Below are 17,117 nucleotides of genomic sequence, written 5' to 3'. Positions count from 1 at the left end.
TAATAAAATAAAAACATCCGGATGCGCCGGCCTTTGAAATGGACCATTCCCTGTCTTTTATGCCTGCTGATAACCACAGCTGTGCCGGGCCAGCAGATGATTTTTGCTGACACCCCGTTCGACAGCAATGCAGCAATACAGGCAAGAGCGATCCTGAATAATTTGCCGGATACAGCCTATCAAAAAAAAATATACCATCAGGGACAAACTTCATTGCCTTACCGGTTGCTGGCTCCGCCGAACCAGGTGCCGCATAAAAAGTATCCGTTGGTGATCACGCTGCATAATTCCAGCAGGATCGGAAATGATAATGAAAAACAGCTGGAGCCCCTGGCGCGTATATGGTTACAAAAGACGATCCGGGAACGTTACCCGGCATTTGTGGTAGCACCACAATTTGCACTGCGCTCTTCCAATTATTTAATGGATACAGCCAAAGGAGTATTTACGGCGTTTGCTTCCGCAGATGTAGGCCTGGTACTGAATCTGGTGAAAACCTTGCTAAAAGAGTATCGCGGAATTGACCGCCGGCGGTTGTATATCGTGGGGTATTCCATGGGGGCTTCAACGGCGCAACACCTCTTAAGCAGCGATCCGGACCTGTTTGCCGCTATGGTATCCATCGCCGGTGTACCGGATTTTTCCAATATCAGTGGAATCATCCGTAAACCGATCTGGCTGATCCACGGTGATGCCGATGACGAAAATCCTTATCCCGGAAGTATGGTATTGTTTAACCTGCTGAAGAAAAACCGGCGGCTATTGTTTACCACCTTCCGCCAATTCAATCACAATACCATTCCGGTTCCTTTTCTTTCCGGTGAGGCGCTGCCGGCCTGGTTGTTCAAACAAAAACGGTGAATGGTACCGGACGATTGCAATGGTCGCAACGATGAGGGCTGTTGCCAACAGCTTCATTCGGCAAACGCGGATCTTTCTGTAGTTGCAGAAACTGGACCGGAACCTGCAAAAAAAAGTCCGGCCTTCCTGTCATCTTTTTCCCTTAATTTCAATCTATAAAACAGCAATCGCATGGGATTATTTGATTTTATTAAGAATGAATTCGTTGAAGTTATTGAATGGGTCGATACCTCCAGTAACACGCTTATATGGAAGTTCCAGGATAAAGGAAACAATATAAAGAATGGTGCAAAACTCACTGTTCGTGAAAGCCAGCTGGTAGTGTTAATGAATGAAGGTGAGTTCGGTGATGTTTATCAGCTGGGCCTGCATACGCTTTCCACCAGCAATATGCCCATTACCACCACCTTAAAATCCTGGAAATACGGATTCGAATCTCCCTTTAAAGTAGATATCTATTTTATCAATACGCGTCAGTTTACCGATCTGAAATGGGGCACTTCCGGCCCGGTGCTGATCCGGGATGCGGAGCTGGGGCAGGTACGACTGAAAGCATTTGGCAACTTTGCCATCCGGATCAGCGATGCCAAAAAGTTTATTACCGAATTTGCAGGAACCAACCCCTTTGTACGCGTGGAAGGTGTAGAAGAAGTATTGCAGGGCATCCTTTCCAGTCACTTCGCCGAAGTGCTGGCCAAGGCAAAAATTTCTGTACTGGAGCTGGCTGCCAACTACCAGGCCCTCGGTATCCAGTTAAAGCCCGAATTTCAAAAAGAGCTGGACAGCTATGGACTTTCCCTGGAAAAATTCTTCATCGAAAATATTTCATTGCCGGAGGAAGTAGAAAAGATCCTGGATAAGAAAACCGAACTGAACATTTTGAAGGGCAACCTGAATGAGTTTAACCAGATGCAGGGAGGTATTGCATTGGAGAATCTTTCCAACAACGATGCAGCGGGCAATATGGGTGGTGTGGGAGCCGGGGTGGTGCTCACCAACCTGATGGCGCAGGCCAATCAGCCCCAGCAGCCCGCTGCTGCGGAAAGCAAAACGAACCTGATGGATGTGTTAAAACAACTGGGCGAGCTGAAGAACCAGGGCATCATCACCGAAGAAGAGTTTGCAGAAAAGAAAAAAGAAATCCTGGCCCGGTTGTAATGAACGTATATTATGCAGGCATTTGAAGAATATCCCTGTCCGAATTGCGGATCGGAGCTGAACTATGAGGCATCCAAAAGCAGTCTGAAATGTCTTCATTGCGGAACCGCCTTTGCCATTCAGCAAAGCACCGAGGTGATCGAAGAACGGAACATCAGTATTTTTAAAGATGCGGAAACCATTCCGATAGCGCCGGTTCAGGTAGTGGTTTACCGTTGCAGTAAATGCGGGCAGGAAACGCAGAAGGAAGGCGACGTTGCTTTTTTTGAATGCCGGAATTGCGGCAATAATGTACTGAACCCTGCGGCATATGCTACCCGCAGGATCAGTCCTGCAGGCATCATTCCCTTTAAAATATCCAAACAGGAAGCGCTGGACCGGTTCGCCAACTGGATCGGCAGGGGATTCTGGAACGACAACGACCTCAAGAAACTTTCACTGGCAGATAAACTGGAAGGGCACTATGTGCCTTTCTGGACGTTTGACTGCCATACGGAAAACGACTGGAGCGGGTATGCCGGCCGGTATTATTATGAAACCGTGCGCCGGCGGAACGCCAACGGAGAGGAGGTGACCGAACAGGTGCGGCATACAGACTGGACCTGGCGCTCCGGATCTTTCGAACGTTTTTTTGATGATGTGCTGGTATGTGGAAACAATGCCATTCCCCAGGACCGGATCAATGATGTGTACCCCTACCTGCTCAAAGATGTGGTAGTGTTTGATGATGAGTACCTGTTGGGATGGAACGCCCGCGCCTATGATAAAGACCTGTCCGAAACCTACCAGCTGGCACGGTCCATCATGGACCGGAAGATCGAAGAAGATGCTGTTTCGCGGCTGGCTGAAGACACTTACCGGGATCTGCGGGTGGAGACCCGATATTCGGGGGAAACATTTAAACAGATCATCCTGCCGGTATGGCTATGCCAGTACCTGTTCAAAGGCAAAACCTATCATTTCATCATCAACGGACAAACGGGTGCAATCGGTGGCAACAAGCCTTTATCGGTATCCAAAATAGCTACTGCCATTATCATCGGTATCCTGGTATTGATTGCCTTATACTTCTTTTCAAAATCCGGGTAACCGGTGATCAACTCCGGTACATAAGCCCATTGTACGGCGCATAAGCATAGACCTGTGTACGCATCTGCCCCCAACTCAAAATAATTTTGAGCGCCGGTTTATGATGATCATTTGGGGATGCGGCCATTTACACCCTGCTCAGAGAACCCGGACCAACTGGCGTAGGGCCCTTAAAATCGGGGTTGCCCCGATCATTTAACAGGCGGCCGCTGTTTTTTTGAGGTGGATACGATAGTTTGAGTACTTATAACCCGTTTATTTTCAACTGCTTTTTTGTTGTGACGTTTTTGTGACGCGCATTTGGTAAGGTGAATACGCCGCGCTGTTTTACTTTGAAGGAAAGCAAAACTGCCCTTCAAATGAACAGGTCTGCTATTGCACGAGAATCCCCATTGACCACAGCTATGCCTTTTAGCTATAACACCGTTGCCCGGCAGCGGAAACAGCGCTTTACAGGGGTAACAATGTTCCGGAACGAGGGATTTTTTATGTCAGCAATGCTTGCTTTAATAAACGGTGCTGTCGTTCACTAACCGGTGTGGCCTTTGCGCGGTAAACTATAAAAGAACAATCCTGATATGTATAAAAAGATCTTGCTTTCGTTGTCCCTGCTATGGATAATTACTTTCTTACAGGCTCAAACTCCTGACGGAAGTGGTATCGTGTATGTAAAACCGGTTGCCACCGGCACCGGCAGCGGCAATAGTTGGGCCAATGCAACCGCAGATTTGCAGGGTGCCATCAATGCTGCGGGTGTGCAGAAAGTATTTGTGGCGGTAGGAAACTATAACACGCCGGCTCCCAATAGCTTTGTAATGAAAAGCGATGTGGCAATTTACGGGGGCTTTGATCCGGGAAGCGGTATTACCAATTTAACGCATAACCGGGTGCTTCCAAACAAGGGCATGGGCGATGGCTCCGTATTAAATGGCAACAACCAGCGACCTGTGATTTGGAACGATTACAACGGGCTGACTTCCTCTGCCGTACTGGATGGGTTTACGATAACAGGTGGCTATGGCAATACAGGTGCGGGCGTTCATAATGCAGGTGTTGCACCCAGTTACCTCAACCTGGTGGTAAAGGGAAATAATAGTACCAATTTTGCTCTTGGCCTGGGAGGAGGCATGCACATTTCCGGAGGTGCTGCGCCGGGTATCACCCATGTGATTATCCAGGAAAACAGGGCCCGCAACGGTGGCGGTATTTATATGGAAGCCAGTTCCCCGGTTTTAAACAATGTGGTTATCAGGAACAATAACGGCTATAACGGAGGCGGAATGCATTGTGCCCTGGATGCAAGCGTTCCCGAGCTGACCAATGTATCCGTTACCGGTAACCAGGCCGCTACGCGCGGGGGCGGCATTTATAATGACGGTGCCAGCATCCGGTGCACCAATATGCTCGTTACAGGAAATGATGCGGCATTTAACGAAGGGGGCATCTGGAATAACCTGGGTTTTCTGTTCCTCATCAATACAACCATCGTAAACAATGAGTCCGGAGCCATTAACAATGCCGGTGGGGCGGTTGAGTTGCGCAATGCGATCGTGTATGGAAGTGTAAGCGGCTCCAATTACATCTACAGGGTTTCATTGGTTGAAGGCCGGTCCAGCACAAGCGATGGTAATGTAGATGCCACCAATATTAGTATTGCCAGTGTGTTCAATGCACCGGCCTCCGGCGATTATACCCTGAAACCGGGTTCCCCGGCTATCAACAGGGGCGACAATGCCATCTATATAAACCTGGATGCCAATGACACAGATCTTGCAGGCAATGCAAGAAATACGGGCGGCCGGATTGATCTGGGTGCTTATGAAAGTTCATTTGTGCCCATCATTACTCCTGGTGGCAATGGGGTGGTATATGTAAGAACGGCTTCCGTGGGCAACGGAACAGGTACCACCTGGGGGAATGCTACTTCCGATTTGCAGGGTGCCATCAATGCTACGGGTGCCCAAAAAGTGTTTGTTGCCAGCGGCACTTATACAGTAGGTGCTAATAGCTATATTATGAAAAACAATGTGGAAATATACGGTGGCTTCGACCCGGACAATGGCATCGATGATCTTACCGATGCGCGCCTGATGCCAGGTACCGGCGGAAAGGGATCGGTGCTTGATGGGAATAACACAAGGCCCGCCATCTGGAATGTGAATAATGGCGTTACCGCTTCCGCTATACTGGATGGCTTTACTATTACCAATGCCGCGGGTAACAACCAGGCCGGTATTTATAATATAAATGCATCGCCTACGCTAAGTAACCTGCTCATCCGCAATAATAACACCTCTGGAATTTATAACTCCAGGAGCGCACCGGTGCTAACCAATGTAGCCATTGTTCAAAATACAGCCGCGGGGGTATTTCACCAGGGCGGTCATATGGTGCTTAACAATGTTACCATCGCCGGTAATACATCGGCACTGATTGCGATACCGGATGTACAGGTGAATACGGCGATGACCTTCAACAATTCGATTGTTTTTGGAACCACGAATACGAGCGGCGTGGCTGTTACGCCCAATTATTCATTAATGAATCCTTCCGGTTTAACCCCCGCTCTTGTATTTGCAAACCCGTCTGCGGGTGATTATACTTTAAGACCAGGATCTGCAGCAATGAATGCCGGTAGTAACGCCCTTTTCACCGGTTTGAATGCCGGTAGTAAAGACCTGCTGGGTCGTGCAAGGCTTACCGGCGGCGTTATCGACATGGGGGCTTACGAATATGATCCGGTGCTTCCGGTGTTGTTCGGGCGATTGAGCGCGGTTATAAGAAATGGCCGGCTGATCATCGACTGGCGTACGGAAACCGAAACGGATAACGATCATTTCCTGATACAGGTTTCTGCGGATGGCCGGAACTGGAAAACGGTACAAACCGTGCAAAGCACGGCTCCGTCCGGTAGCAGTGTCACCGGGGTTGATTACCATACTGCCATTCCGTTAACGGGCGCAGGTTTGGGTGCGGGCTTTTTATTGCTGGGTATAATGGCCGGTCGCCGGCAGTATGCTTTTGCAATGGCCGCCGTGGTCGTTTTTGTGCTTTCATTGTCCTGTAATAAACGGGGTATGCATGATGATATGGAAGAAAAAAACCTGCTGGTACGCATCGTACAGGTAGATAAGGATGGCAGGGAGCGGATGTCAAAAGTGGTGCGGGTGGTCAGGGAAGATTAATGATACTGAACGGGTGTTAGCAGGCCGTCAATAAATTCCCATCCGGGTACCAAGGTTGAATTATCTTTGTAGTTCGTTTTCTATACCACACGATGCATTACAAAAGAGCTGCTAAAACAGACGTCAACTCCCTCCTGGGAATGTTGGGTAATATTTATCCCATCAGCAACGAACTCGGTCAGGCCTTTTATAAGAAAACAAAGAGCCTTAAGATAAAGAAGGGAACGGTATTGCTGCAGGAAGGCGCATGCTGCCAGTACATCTATTTTATTAAACGGGGCGCCCTGATGGGGCAAACCACGTATCAAAAGAAAAACATCGTAACCTATATTTCCATCGATAACGAATTTGTAAGTTCTATATCCGGTTTGCACGGGGTGATACCCTCCCGGGAATCCATTATCGCCGTGGAAGACGCGGAACTGCTGGCGATGCACAATGATGATCTGCAGGCACTTTTCCGGGTACATTTCGATATGAATTTTTTGTTCCGGGTAATGGTAGAACAATATTACCGGGATGCGCAGGAACGGGCACATATCGTTAGGGTAGGCAATGTAAAAGAACGCTACCGTTATTTTATTAAAACCAAACCAGGTTATATGGAACGGCTGCCGCTGCATTTGGTAGCGTCGATGCTGGATATGAAGCCCGCCACCCTTTTAAAAGTGCAGAAGCAGCACCGGTTATCGCTTCAAAAGGACCGTGAAACGGAACGGTGGTGCGCGGAAATTGAAGACTATATTGTAGGACAGGAGGCATTTAAAAATGCCGGTTTGAACCTGATGCAGGTAGCGGGAAAGCTGTCGGTAAGTCCGCATAAACTATCCGCGCTTTTTAATACGGTTTACGGACTCGGTTTTGTAGATTTTGTAAACCGGCAGCGGATCCTTCATATACAGCAGCAAATGGTGACGACAGAAACCATGGACCACTATACCATTGAAGCATTGGCGAAGAGCTGCGGCTTTGCATCGCGCAGTGCTTTCTACAACGCATTTAAAAAAATAACGGGCACCAGCCCGGCCCAATACCGGAATTCGTTATAAACAGGCTTTTCTATTAGCGGGGAAAGTCCTGTTACAAAAAACGGCGGGCACTCGATACCGGCAATCAGCCTTTGTGCTAAACAAGTTTGTCCTGATTTATAAATCAGGACAAATTGGAGCCTAAATAATATGGAGCATTGAAACGGGAGGGTAACTTTGCAGCTGTTTACGAAAAATCAATGCATTGTTTTTTAAGCAACTGCAGCGGGGTTGAAGGCCGGAAAATAGTTGACAGAACCTAGTCGAATGGAAGCAATTAATACTAACTGTTGCTGCGCTGCTCATGGGCGCAGCTTCTTTGTTATAGGCACACCAATATCCTTTACGTAAACAGCAGTGTGCCGGGTGGCACTGGCAGCGGCAATTCCTGAACAAACACTATCCCCCGAATTGCCGATGCGTTGAAATGGGCCCGGCAGCAAACGATTTTACGCCGGCCAATCCGCTGAAAATTTATGTGACCATGGGCACATACAAACCGGAATACCATGCAGCTGCGAGCCGTTTCACTACCGATGGCGGCTGAAAAATTATTCGTTGATAATAGTTATTGTTTTGCTGTACTGCCGGGTGCCGTTCTTATCTACCTGGGCGATGCGGATAAACCGCGGTTGATCCCCGGTTTCGGTATCGGCCACCGTATGTTTGTTACAGGTGATAAATAAACAGAGGATCACTGCACTGGCAGCAAACAGCCATTTCCTACGGTTGCGGTGCGGCTGTATTGAAAGCAAAAAGGCCAGTAAACCCAGTCCCAGCGCCAGCTTGCCGTTGCCATCGATTGAAATATGGTATTGCAGCGAATGATCGGAAATGCCGTTTTGGGCCTTGCTGGCTACCTGGGCAATGGGCAGGAAGTTCGTTCCGTCTGCTGAGGCTTCAACAATAAAATGATCGTTATTGGTTTCGTTGCTGGTTTTCCATTGCACCTCCAGTGTATGGTTCCGGATCTGTGCCCCGAGTTGCTCAAAAGCAACCGGCAGCGCCTGATCGATGCTTACCCAAAAATCCTCCGTTTGCCCGTATAGCAATTGACTACTGGCCGTAAAATCATCATTAAAGGACATGTCGGCCATTACGCGCATACGCAGCAATGTATTTTTAACTGCCCCGTAAAGCATGGCAACGGGTATAACCGCTGTGTGGGTGTAAAAAGGACTGGTGGCAGTGCTGTTCAGGACCAGCTCATTGTTGCTGAACTGCCCGTCGTTATTGGCGTCGATCCATGCTTTACAAACCTGGGTATTGGATTGTGTGGTAACACTGAGGTATTGATTGGACGCTACAAAAAGATTGGTTCCGATATTGCAGCTGTTATCTGAATAATAGTTGTAACCATCCTGGCTGTATCCATAGGATATATAGGACATATTGCCCAGGGTAATATCACAGGGGCCTACATTGTTGGTATTATTAATATTGCGGATGCTGGGTGGTATTTGTGTAGTGGCTTTTACCGGGTTGGGGGGCGGCGGCACCGTTGCCTGTGAATTAATCAGTCCGCCCCTTACGGTTAAAAGGGTGGCCATCATGCGGTCGCTCTGGCCTTGTGTAAACCGGTTCAGGCAGGAGCCGTAACCCATAAGATTGTTTTGAGCCGTTCCGTATGGGTTGTTGGTGCAGGGGTTGATATCCGTTGCCGCCGGACAGGGTACGCTTAACAGGCTTTTTACCGGGTCGGTATCGCATACCTTATCGCCATCTTCGTTGCAGCTTGTGTTGGCAGGGCAGACAGCTTCACTGCCTCCCTCAAAAGTATGGTAAAGACCAAAGGCATGTCCCATTTCATGCGTAAGCGTAGGAGCGCCCGGGCTCATTTGCTGGCCCAGGATCACCATCCCTTCTGCAGGGAAAATATGATAATCGTCACCAATGTATGGCAAACTTGCGTAGCCGGCCACAAACCCGGAGCCGGTTACCGTAGAATTGATCTTCCATACCACCCAGATATTGTAATACGATTTTTCGGGCCAGGTGCTGAGGTTTTTTATGGCCGTTTCATTGGCGCCCGGTACACCGGATCCCGGAGCGGAAACGCCGCTGGCATCATATCCGCTGATGACCCCGCCATTGATCCGTTCAATACCGGTGGTGGCGCCACAATCCGGCCTTCTTTTGGCCAGGGCAAACCGTATGGGTATACTAGCCCCGATATTCCCCGAACCCGAGGCCGCCGCAAAGTTGGCATTTAAACGGTCGATGGCCGCCTGTATTTGTTCATCCGTAGGGTTTGAGGTTGATCCCGGGTTGTTATCCCCGGTCTTGTAAATAATATGTACCACTACGGGTATCTCATAAAGCGCACCGGCCAGTACATTCATGTTCCGCATGGCTTTGCGGTTTGTTGCGAGCTCCGTTACCTTTTGCCGGATCCTGCCTTCTGCCAGGGTAACGCCCTGCTGGTATGCTGTATTTTGTTTTAAACGTTGATGGATACCGTCAAAACCGCATATAGCATTTTGCGCACTGGCGCGGATGCCGGACAGGATCAGGAAGGCAAACAGGTACATCAGTCTGGGGCTCATAATACAACAATTTGGTCTAAGGCTTTTAGTACGAGGCTCTATAAAGATAAAGATATTTACTATTTATAAAAGCGTTTTTTAGAAGGATTTATTTTATGTGAAGGAAGGCTTTATATGCATGAAACGAGCCGTGTCCCAACCGGCATCAGAGCCGGCTGGCACAAACGTTCAAAAAGAAAGCCCATGTGTGGGAGGCGAATAAGCCTGTTACGCTGATCGTTTTATTCAACGAAACCCCGCAGTGATGCCGGATCAGAAATGCAACAGGTCCAGAAGTCCGTTCGCGAAGGTATCATAATACAACTCCCAGAACATAATGCCTCCGAGCTGCTGCTGCAGGATATAATCCAGCTTGTATTGAAGCGATTGACGATCGTCGCCGGTAACAAAAAGATTCCGTGCCGCATTGAACCAGTAAGGGGCTTTTGCGCGATCGTCCCAGTAACGGGTAAAGCCATTGGCCGCCGTCAGGGAATCCAGGTTGCGCCGGTAACCGCTCATATACAGGAACCTGCCCGGCTGAAAAAGTCCGTTGTTGTTACCGTTGTTTACCTGGAAGGCCCGGATGTAAAACGGAACGCCCACAATGATCTTTTGCAAGGGGAATTGTATCTTTTTGAAGAACTGCACACACCGGTCAACGGATTCTTCGGTTGCCCGTGCAGCGTAAAGGGAGGATTGATGTCCTGTTTTTTCGGAGTAGCCATGTACCAGGTCATAGGTCATCAGGTTTACAAAGTCAACGGTTTTTTCAATTTTCATCCATTCAACGGATTGATCCAGGTATTGCTGAAAACCGCCGGCGGCAAAGGTGATCAGTTTTTGCGATCCCAGTTTTTTACGGAGCCGGAGGAGCAGCCGGGTAAAATTGGGCCGGTCTGTTGCTGCAAAAGGGTGGCCGGGCACGCCCGGAAGCGCCGGGTATTCCCAGTCGAGGTCAATGCCGTCAAGCTGAAACCGTTGAAGGAATGTTTTTACGGAGGCCGCAAATGCATCGGTGCTGTCGGGGTTATTAAAGGTACCGGAGCAGGGCTTGCAACCACCCCAGCCTCCAAGCGCAATAAGCGTACGAAGGTGCGGATATTGTTTCCGGATATGAACAAAGGCTTTCAGTACGGCCGTGTCCTTGGCCCGGTACACAGCCAGTTTGCCCAGGCTGTCTACATGAGCAAAGCCATAAATCAGGTGTGTAATGTTTTTAAAATCGTATTGCATCAGGCTGGCGCTGTCTCCGGAATAATATGCAACCACTTTATAGGTGTGATGCTGCGCATTGATGCGGGCAAACACCAGGAGCATAAACAGGAGGACCAACCAATTTTTCAAAATAGATAGATTGTTTGATCTCTAAGTTAACGAATACCGGCGGAACCGATGAACTGGTCTTGTTTTAACCGCTCAAAAAGCTGCAGTACACCCGGTACCTGGGCCGGCTGCTGTTTGTAGGTGGCTTCGTCAAAATAGGCTACCGCATCGATTTCATTGCCTGGTTGTATGGGGGCGAATACCTGGTACAGGAAACATTCCTGCTCCATCAGCAGATGCGGAACTTCGCCATAGGCAGGTGCGGTAATATGGCCATAATACGTGAGCTCGGAGGGGTGGATATCCAGGTTCAGCTCCTCCTTTATTTCCCGTATCAGCGAGTGAACGGCGGTTTCGCCGGCCTCGGTTTTACCACCAGGCAAATACCAGGCATTTTTGTTCTTGCTATACGCCAGCAGCAGTTTCCCTTCGCTGATGACCACTAAACCGGCGGTAGCTAATTGCTTTGAATGCATACATGTTTTTTCCCTGCTGTCAAAAATAAGCGATCCGTACGGACTGGCATGGTTGGTTTTTACAATACGGCAGGTGCTGCCGGTCCTTGTAATGGTTACTAATGGCTACTGCACCTGTTCCCACCAGGGGGAAGAGGCAGTAGTGGGGTGATCCAGGTAAACCAGTGCGCCGATCACGGGGGTAATAAGCGGAACGGGGTTTTCTTTATTCAGGCGGGTAAGCTCTTTCAGTGGTTCATCCCAGGGATGCTGTGCCAGCATGAATTTGGAAGAATGCACCGGCAATATCCGCCGGGCTTTCAGATCTTTCCCGGCTTGCAAGACCTCCGGAGGCAGCATATGGATGGCCTGCCAGGCTTTGTTGTACTGCCCGTTTTCAAGAATGGCCAGGTCGATGGAATCAAACCTGCTCCCGATCTCGGCAAAATGCGTATCATAGCCGCTGTCTCCGCCCAGGTAAATGGTTTGAGACGGGGTTTGAAGAATATAAGATAGCCACAGGGTATTGTTCCGGATAAATCCTCTTCCCGAAAAATGCCGGGTGGAAGCTGTGTGCAGCAGAAAGCCGCTGTCCAGCGTCAGGGTTTCATCCCAGTCCATTTCCGTGATCCTGGAAGCCTCATACCCCCAATGCTCAAAGTGTGCACCCACACCCAGTCCGCAAATCACCGACTTTACCTTCCCACGCAGAGCCGTGATGGTTTCATAATCGAGGTGATCATAGTGATCATGCGTAATGAGCAGGTAGTCAACCGGAGGAAAATCATCGGCGGTATAGATATCGCTGCCTTTAAATGCGGTATTGGTACCAGGAATGGGCGATGCGTTTCCGCTAAAAACAGGATCAATCAGCAGCCGTTTTCCGTCGATCTGGATCCAGTAAGAGGAGTGTCCGAACCAAACCAGCACATTGCTGTCTGCCGGCAACTGCAGCAGGTTGGTTTTTATTGAAGGGATCGGATCAACAGGTCTTCTGCGCGGTAATTTTTTAAAGAACTGATCTTTCAGGATGCCCAGCATGCTGTACCCTTCGGTAAGGGTGGGCGTAAAATGCCGGTTTTGAAATTTGCCGTCTTTATAATGCGGCGATTTTTGCATGCGTTCCAGCCGGGCACCTGAGGGGGCTTTCCCAAATTTAGGTAACCGTATATAAAAGAAGGTGCTGACACTTAGCAGCAACAAAAAGCTCATGAAGAAGATCATAACCCGTTTAAGTATTTTTAAAAAAGACCGCATAAGCATTGAACCGGTGGTTTAACATCCGGATTGCCGGGTAGTGTAAGTATATTGGAATACCGGAGCATGGATATACCTCATGCGGCTGTTTTTGAAAAAACATTAATGATCACCACTCCGGCAATGATCAGCAGGATGCCGATGATGGCCGGCAGATCGGGTACCTGTTTAAATACCAGGATGCCCACCAGTGTGATTAATACAATGCCCACGGCAGACCACAGCGCATACGCGATGCCTACGGGGATGGTTTTTAAAGTGAGACTGAGAAAATAAAAAGCCCCGGCATAACAGGCAACAGTAATAATGCTGGGAACCGGCCGGGTAAATTGTTCGGAGGTCTTAAGCATGGATGTAGCAATGGTTTCGAAGATAATGGCCAGGAACAGGAAAATATAATTTTTCATTGCGAACTGTTTGCTTAACTAAACTCCGGGCTCTCGGGCCGGCATACATCTAATAATAAGAACACCGGCAACACCTTATCAGGCTCCGGGTTTTTACGGACCGGCGGTTTTAATTATGATCGATCATCCACATGGTAATGCCAAAGCCGGCATATGTTCCCTGCGGCACACCCTGGTTGGGCGGTTGAAAATCGTAGATCTGATAATTACGGTAAACCAGGCCAATGCCCTTTGAATATTTTTCGGAAGATACTTCCATGGATCCGTAGCCAGGGTTGGTTGCCGGGGGAGGGAGGTTACGTACTGTATTGGCCTGCTCAATGGTCCATACATTACTATACTGTTGCCCCCCGATCGTTTCATTACCCTGTAGTCCCTTATGCGTAAACACCCATGTATTCATTTCACTGCCCGCCTGTGTGCCAAAGGCCGCTTCATAGGGCGACAGCGGCAGGTAAGTATTCCCTTTCCAGGTGTTGCCCGTCAGCATCGGACCTGCAATTTTTATAACACGCAGATTATCTTCAATAACTTCCACACTATTGTCAAGAGGCGTAATATAATAACGGCCGTTGTCTGTCCAGTTACCGCTGCCATCCGCATTGCGGATCTGGCGTTGTACGATATAGGTTAATCGTTTCTGGTTATCCCTGGTGGTATCCGCAATGCTGTGCTTTACCTGGTACTGGTGTGTTTCTACCGCGCTTCCGCTCCGGACAAATACAGTGGAATCCATACGGTACGTAATAAATTTGCCGATCTGTACCGGAAAATAATCTTTTACCTGGGCTGCAGGAGAAAAATTTGCTCCTTTTTCACCACAGGAAAACAGCAGCACAGCCAGGAGCAGGGGAAGCGGGTTAAACAGTTTGTTCATTGAATTGGTTGTATTGTAAGCATTAGATAAAGGAAGGATGCTTGCTGCCGGAGCGGATGATGCCACCTGCGATCACATCATCTCCTTCATAAAATACCGCGCTTTGTCCGGGGGCAATGCCCTTGGCATCCTGGTAGAAGGATACTTTTACATCTGCTCCTTCCATATACAGGTTAGACAGTGTGCCACTGTCCTTGTAGCGTATTTTTGTAGTCGCTTCCATACCGGGTGTCAGCGTATCGTATTTTATATAATTGATCCGGGTTACCAGCATTTCATTTTTTTCCAGGTCTTCTTCATCGCCTAAAACAACCGTGTTATCGTTCGGGTTGATTTCCGTTACAAAAACCGGCCGTCCCAATGCAATGTCAAGCCCTTTCCGCTGCCCGATCGTATAGAACGGGTAGCCTTTATGCTGGCCCAGCACCTTTCCGTTTTTGTCGATGAAATTACCACCGTTTACGCGCTCTTCCAAACCTTCAACCCTTCTTTTTAAAAAACCGCGGTAATCATTGTCCGGAACAAAGCAGATCTCATAGCTTTCGCTTTTTTTGGCCAGCTCCGGATACCCGTAATCCATGGCCATCTGCCGGATCTCGGTTTTATGAAAGCCGCCCAACGGCAAAATGGTACGCGCCAGCAGCGCCTGGTCTACCCCCCAAAGCACGTAGCTCTGATCCTTGGTATGATCTACCGCCTTGCTGATCACAAACCGGTCATTATCATGGCGGCGTACTTTGGCATAGTGCCCGGTTGCAATAAAATCGCAACCCAAAGCATCGGCTCTTTTCAGCAGCGCCTTCCATTTGATATGCGTATTACAAAGTACGCAGGGGTTGGGGGTACGCCCGGCCAGGTATTCCTCCACGAAATCATTTACCACAAAATCACCAAATTCCTCCCGGATGTCCAGGATGAAATGCGGAAAACCATGCTGAACGGCTGCCATGCGGGCATCGTTAAAACTGTCTACATTGCAGCATCCGGTTTCCTTTTTACCGCCGCCGCTTCCGGTATAATCCCATGTTTTCATGGTAATGCCAATCACTTCATAGCCCTGGTCGTTCAGCATCAGTGCAGCCACTGTACTGTCGATACCACCGCTCATTGCCACTAAAACTTTTCCTTTCTTGCTCATAATAATAATTTGCAAAGATAAACTAAGATTCCAGAATTGGGGAACCTGGCAAAAGGGTGGTATACCGGCCGTTCATTTTTCCGGTGTAAACAGGTTTAAAACGCTGTAAATCAGTTGGTCGTGTGATTATCACGGTTTGGTAAAATTTTAGGTGATTCTGCCCGAAAACATTATCTTGCTAAATTATTTTTATAAATCAAAATTTGAGCACTATGTTAAAGATGCAGATCATTGGGAACCTGGGCAGGGATTGTGTGGTAAATAATGTGAACGGAAAAAGCGTTATCAATTTTACGATAGCGCATACAGAGCGATTCCGCGATGCGCAGGGCAATAACCAGGAAAAAACAACCTGGGTGGATTGTGCCTGGTGGACAGACCGTACTGCAATATCACAATACCTTACAAAAGGAAAACAGGTATACGCGGAGGGAAACCCGGAGGTAAGAAGTTTTACCCGTACCGATGGAACCAATGGCGCTGTTTTATCATTAAGGGTGAGAGAAGTGCAATTGCTGGGAGGCCGCGGAGAAGGTGGTGTGCCCGTGGCCGGCGGTGGATATAATACCGGAACAACCGGTGCGGCTCCCTCCGGATCCGGCACTGACGATACAGCGGATGATCTTCCGTTTTAAATGCAATGTTAGTTGAAAAAGGCCCCAGCGCATGGGGCTTTTTTTGAACCTGTTAAAAACCAAAACCGATGCGCCTGATTTTCTGTTTGCTTTTTTTATGGTTGATGAGCGGTTGTGGCCCGGCAGTAAATACACCGGGGGGCATTAAAACGCTTGCGCCCAAACAGATCGAAAAAAAATTGCAGGGGAGCTGGCTGGTCTATAAGGTAGGCACCCGGGAGGCCTCAGAAAAACAACTGGAGCCCTTGCAGGATACGCTTACCCGGCTGCGAAACCGTTTCGAATTAACCGCACTTATCATTGGGCCGCATACACTCCTGCTGGAAGATAGTTTGGGCCGGCAGCAAAAACGAACCTGGCAACTGTTGCCACCCGATATGATCGGGATGCAGGAAGAAGAGCCGGTATGGGAAATCGTAAGTTTATCGGACAGCATACTTACCCTTTCGCTGCGGGTTGATCATAAAAAAAAGCGTGCCGATGTGCTGCTGGCCTGTTACCGGGTAGATGCGAACCGGTATGGCGGCATGGATCTCGGGCATGCAACAATGAACCGGTGGCGTCCGTTGCCTCAACATCCCGAAACAACGGCACAAATAGCGGCGCGGGTGGTAAGCCTGCTGCGCTATGATGCGGTATATCTTCAGGCGCTCAATAATTCCAACAGTGACTATTTTGACACCCGCAAATTCCATCTGCCTTTTTCGTATTACAACGGAGGCATCAGTTTAAAACCCTTCGATCCGGCATCATCGTTCGCCGCATTATTTTACAGTACCGAAGATGCAAAAACCGCATATAGTCTGCTAAAGGAATACCTGGATACGCGCCCTTATCCCCGTGAAAAAAATTATATGCTGGGCTACGCAGGATTTATGAAAAACCTGGCCGAGGTCATTGAGCTGAATGTGCGGAGCTGATGTTAACCATACAGGCACTGCAAAAGCAACATAGTAGGAGCGAAACGGGATGTGCGCTGGAATTCCCGGTTTATTCAAGGCAGACCTATCAAAAGTCGTTCTTTTATCTTGCCATTCCGATAGATTGCATGTGCGTCAGGTTAGTTGAACGCAGACGGACAAATGCATAGCTGCAGATCGCGGCGAACAGAATAACAATGCGGTATAGGGCCACTTTTGATACAGCTCTTGTCAAGCAGTGAAGGATACTTCCTAT

The 17,117-nt window shown here is 48.7% G+C and carries 14 protein-coding genes; 7 read left to right on the top strand and 7 right to left on the bottom strand.

The annotated features are described in order from the left end of the window. Positions 1-21: 21 nt before the first annotated feature. From LQ567_RS09145 to LQ567_RS09125, 5 genes are all read left to right on the top strand, one after another. Positions 22-861, top strand: coding sequence for a carboxylesterase family protein (locus tag LQ567_RS09145; protein ID WP_231004196.1), 840 nt, complete (start codon positions 22-24; stop codon positions 859-861). 171 nt (positions 862-1,032) lie between these two features. After that, complete coding sequence (locus tag LQ567_RS09140; RefSeq protein WP_231004195.1) at positions 1,033-2,019, top strand: SPFH domain-containing protein; 987 nt, start codon at positions 1,033-1,035, stop codon at positions 2,017-2,019. Between the two features lie 12 nt (positions 2,020-2,031). Then, positions 2,032-3,108, top strand: coding sequence for an Rpo12/RPC10 RNA polymerase subunit family protein (locus tag LQ567_RS09135; protein WP_231004194.1), 1,077 nt, complete (start codon positions 2,032-2,034; stop codon positions 3,106-3,108). 578 nt (positions 3,109-3,686) lie between these two features. After that, positions 3,687-6,293, top strand: coding sequence for a choice-of-anchor Q domain-containing protein (locus LQ567_RS09130; RefSeq protein WP_231004193.1), 2,607 nt, complete (start codon positions 3,687-3,689; stop codon positions 6,291-6,293). Positions 6,294-6,385: 92 nt separating this feature from the next. Then, positions 6,386-7,342, top strand: a complete 957-nt coding sequence (locus LQ567_RS09125) for a helix-turn-helix domain-containing protein (protein ID WP_231004192.1) — start codon at positions 6,386-6,388, stop codon at positions 7,340-7,342. 530 nt (positions 7,343-7,872) lie between these two features. On the opposite strand, the gene LQ567_RS09120 is transcribed toward LQ567_RS09125, so the two are convergent. The 7 genes from LQ567_RS09120 to mnmA all read right to left on the bottom strand — a co-directional run bounded on the left by LQ567_RS09120 (position 7,873) and on the right by mnmA (position 15,306). Next, entirely contained in the window at positions 7,873-9,867 is a 1,995-nt protein-coding gene (locus LQ567_RS09120; RefSeq protein WP_231004191.1) for a M43 family zinc metalloprotease, read from the bottom strand. Positions 9,868-10,119: 252 nt separating this feature from the next. After that, the gene (locus LQ567_RS09115) at positions 10,120-11,193 is read right to left on the bottom strand and encodes a glycoside hydrolase family 18 protein (protein WP_231004190.1); all 1,074 of its coding nucleotides are present in this window, start codon (positions 11,191-11,193) and stop codon (positions 10,120-10,122) included. Between the two features lie 26 nt (positions 11,194-11,219). Further along, the gene (locus tag LQ567_RS09110) at positions 11,220-11,648 is read right to left on the bottom strand and encodes an NUDIX hydrolase (RefSeq protein WP_231004189.1); all 429 of its coding nucleotides are present in this window, start codon (positions 11,646-11,648) and stop codon (positions 11,220-11,222) included. 105 nt (positions 11,649-11,753) lie between these two features. Continuing rightward, entirely contained in the window at positions 11,754-12,851 is a 1,098-nt protein-coding gene (locus LQ567_RS09105; RefSeq protein WP_231004188.1) for an MBL fold metallo-hydrolase, read from the bottom strand. Positions 12,852-12,961: 110 nt separating this feature from the next. Next, a complete protein-coding gene (locus tag LQ567_RS09100; RefSeq protein ID WP_231004187.1) occupies positions 12,962-13,291 on the bottom strand; it encodes a DMT family transporter in 330 nt (109 codons plus the stop codon). A 109-nt stretch (positions 13,292-13,400) separates the two neighbouring features. Then, positions 13,401-14,168, bottom strand: a complete 768-nt coding sequence (locus LQ567_RS09095; RefSeq protein ID WP_231004186.1) for a hypothetical protein — start codon at positions 14,166-14,168, stop codon at positions 13,401-13,403. Positions 14,169-14,190: 22 nt separating this feature from the next. Further along, a complete protein-coding gene (gene mnmA, locus LQ567_RS09090) occupies positions 14,191-15,306 on the bottom strand; it encodes a tRNA 2-thiouridine(34) synthase MnmA (protein WP_231004185.1) in 1,116 nt (371 codons plus the stop codon). A gap of 212 nt (positions 15,307-15,518) precedes the next feature. Here mnmA and LQ567_RS09085 point away from each other — a divergent pair, with 212 nt between their 5' ends. Together LQ567_RS09085 and LQ567_RS09080 are read left to right on the top strand one after the other, a co-directional pair. Further along, positions 15,519-15,941, top strand: a complete 423-nt coding sequence (locus LQ567_RS09085) for a single-stranded DNA-binding protein (RefSeq protein ID WP_231004184.1) — start codon at positions 15,519-15,521, stop codon at positions 15,939-15,941. Positions 15,942-16,009: 68 nt separating this feature from the next. Then, positions 16,010-16,861 (top strand): hypothetical protein, encoded by an 852-nt coding sequence (locus LQ567_RS09080; RefSeq protein WP_231004183.1) that lies wholly within the window; start codon positions 16,010-16,012, stop codon positions 16,859-16,861. The last annotated feature ends 256 nt before the right edge of the window (positions 16,862-17,117 follow it).

The organism is Niabella pedocola (genome assembly GCF_021044425.1).
GTDB lineage: Bacteria > Bacteroidota > Bacteroidia > Chitinophagales > Chitinophagaceae > Niabella > Niabella pedocola.
Note: the sequence above shows the minus strand (reverse complement) of the source record. Positions and strands in the feature narration are given on the sequence as shown.

Coding starts and splice junctions, on each gene's coding strand:
- LQ567_RS09145 (WP_231004196.1), top strand. CDS start 22: ATGCGCCGGCCTTTGAAATGGACCATTCCCTGTCTTTTATGCCTGCTG.
- LQ567_RS09140 (WP_231004195.1), top strand. CDS start 1,033: ATGGGATTATTTGATTTTATTAAGAATGAATTCGTTGAAGTTATTGAA.
- LQ567_RS09135 (WP_231004194.1), top strand. CDS start 2,032: ATGCAGGCATTTGAAGAATATCCCTGTCCGAATTGCGGATCGGAGCTG.
- LQ567_RS09130 (WP_231004193.1), top strand. CDS start 3,687: ATGTATAAAAAGATCTTGCTTTCGTTGTCCCTGCTATGGATAATTACT.
- LQ567_RS09125 (WP_231004192.1), top strand. CDS start 6,386: ATGCATTACAAAAGAGCTGCTAAAACAGACGTCAACTCCCTCCTGGGA.
- LQ567_RS09120 (WP_231004191.1), bottom strand. CDS start 9,867: ATGAGCCCCAGACTGATGTACCTGTTTGCCTTCCTGATCCTGTCCGGC.
- LQ567_RS09110 (WP_231004189.1), bottom strand. CDS start 11,648: ATGCATTCAAAGCAATTAGCTACCGCCGGTTTAGTGGTCATCAGCGAA.
- LQ567_RS09105 (WP_231004188.1), bottom strand. CDS start 12,851: ATGATCTTCTTCATGAGCTTTTTGTTGCTGCTAAGTGTCAGCACCTTC.
- LQ567_RS09100 (WP_231004187.1), bottom strand. CDS start 13,291: ATGAAAAATTATATTTTCCTGTTCCTGGCCATTATCTTCGAAACCATT.
- LQ567_RS09095 (WP_231004186.1), bottom strand. CDS start 14,168: ATGAACAAACTGTTTAACCCGCTTCCCCTGCTCCTGGCTGTGCTGCTG.
- mnmA (WP_231004185.1), bottom strand. CDS start 15,306: ATGAGCAAGAAAGGAAAAGTTTTAGTGGCAATGAGCGGTGGTATCGAC.
- LQ567_RS09085 (WP_231004184.1), top strand. CDS start 15,519: ATGTTAAAGATGCAGATCATTGGGAACCTGGGCAGGGATTGTGTGGTA.
- LQ567_RS09080 (WP_231004183.1), top strand. CDS start 16,010: ATGCGCCTGATTTTCTGTTTGCTTTTTTTATGGTTGATGAGCGGTTGT.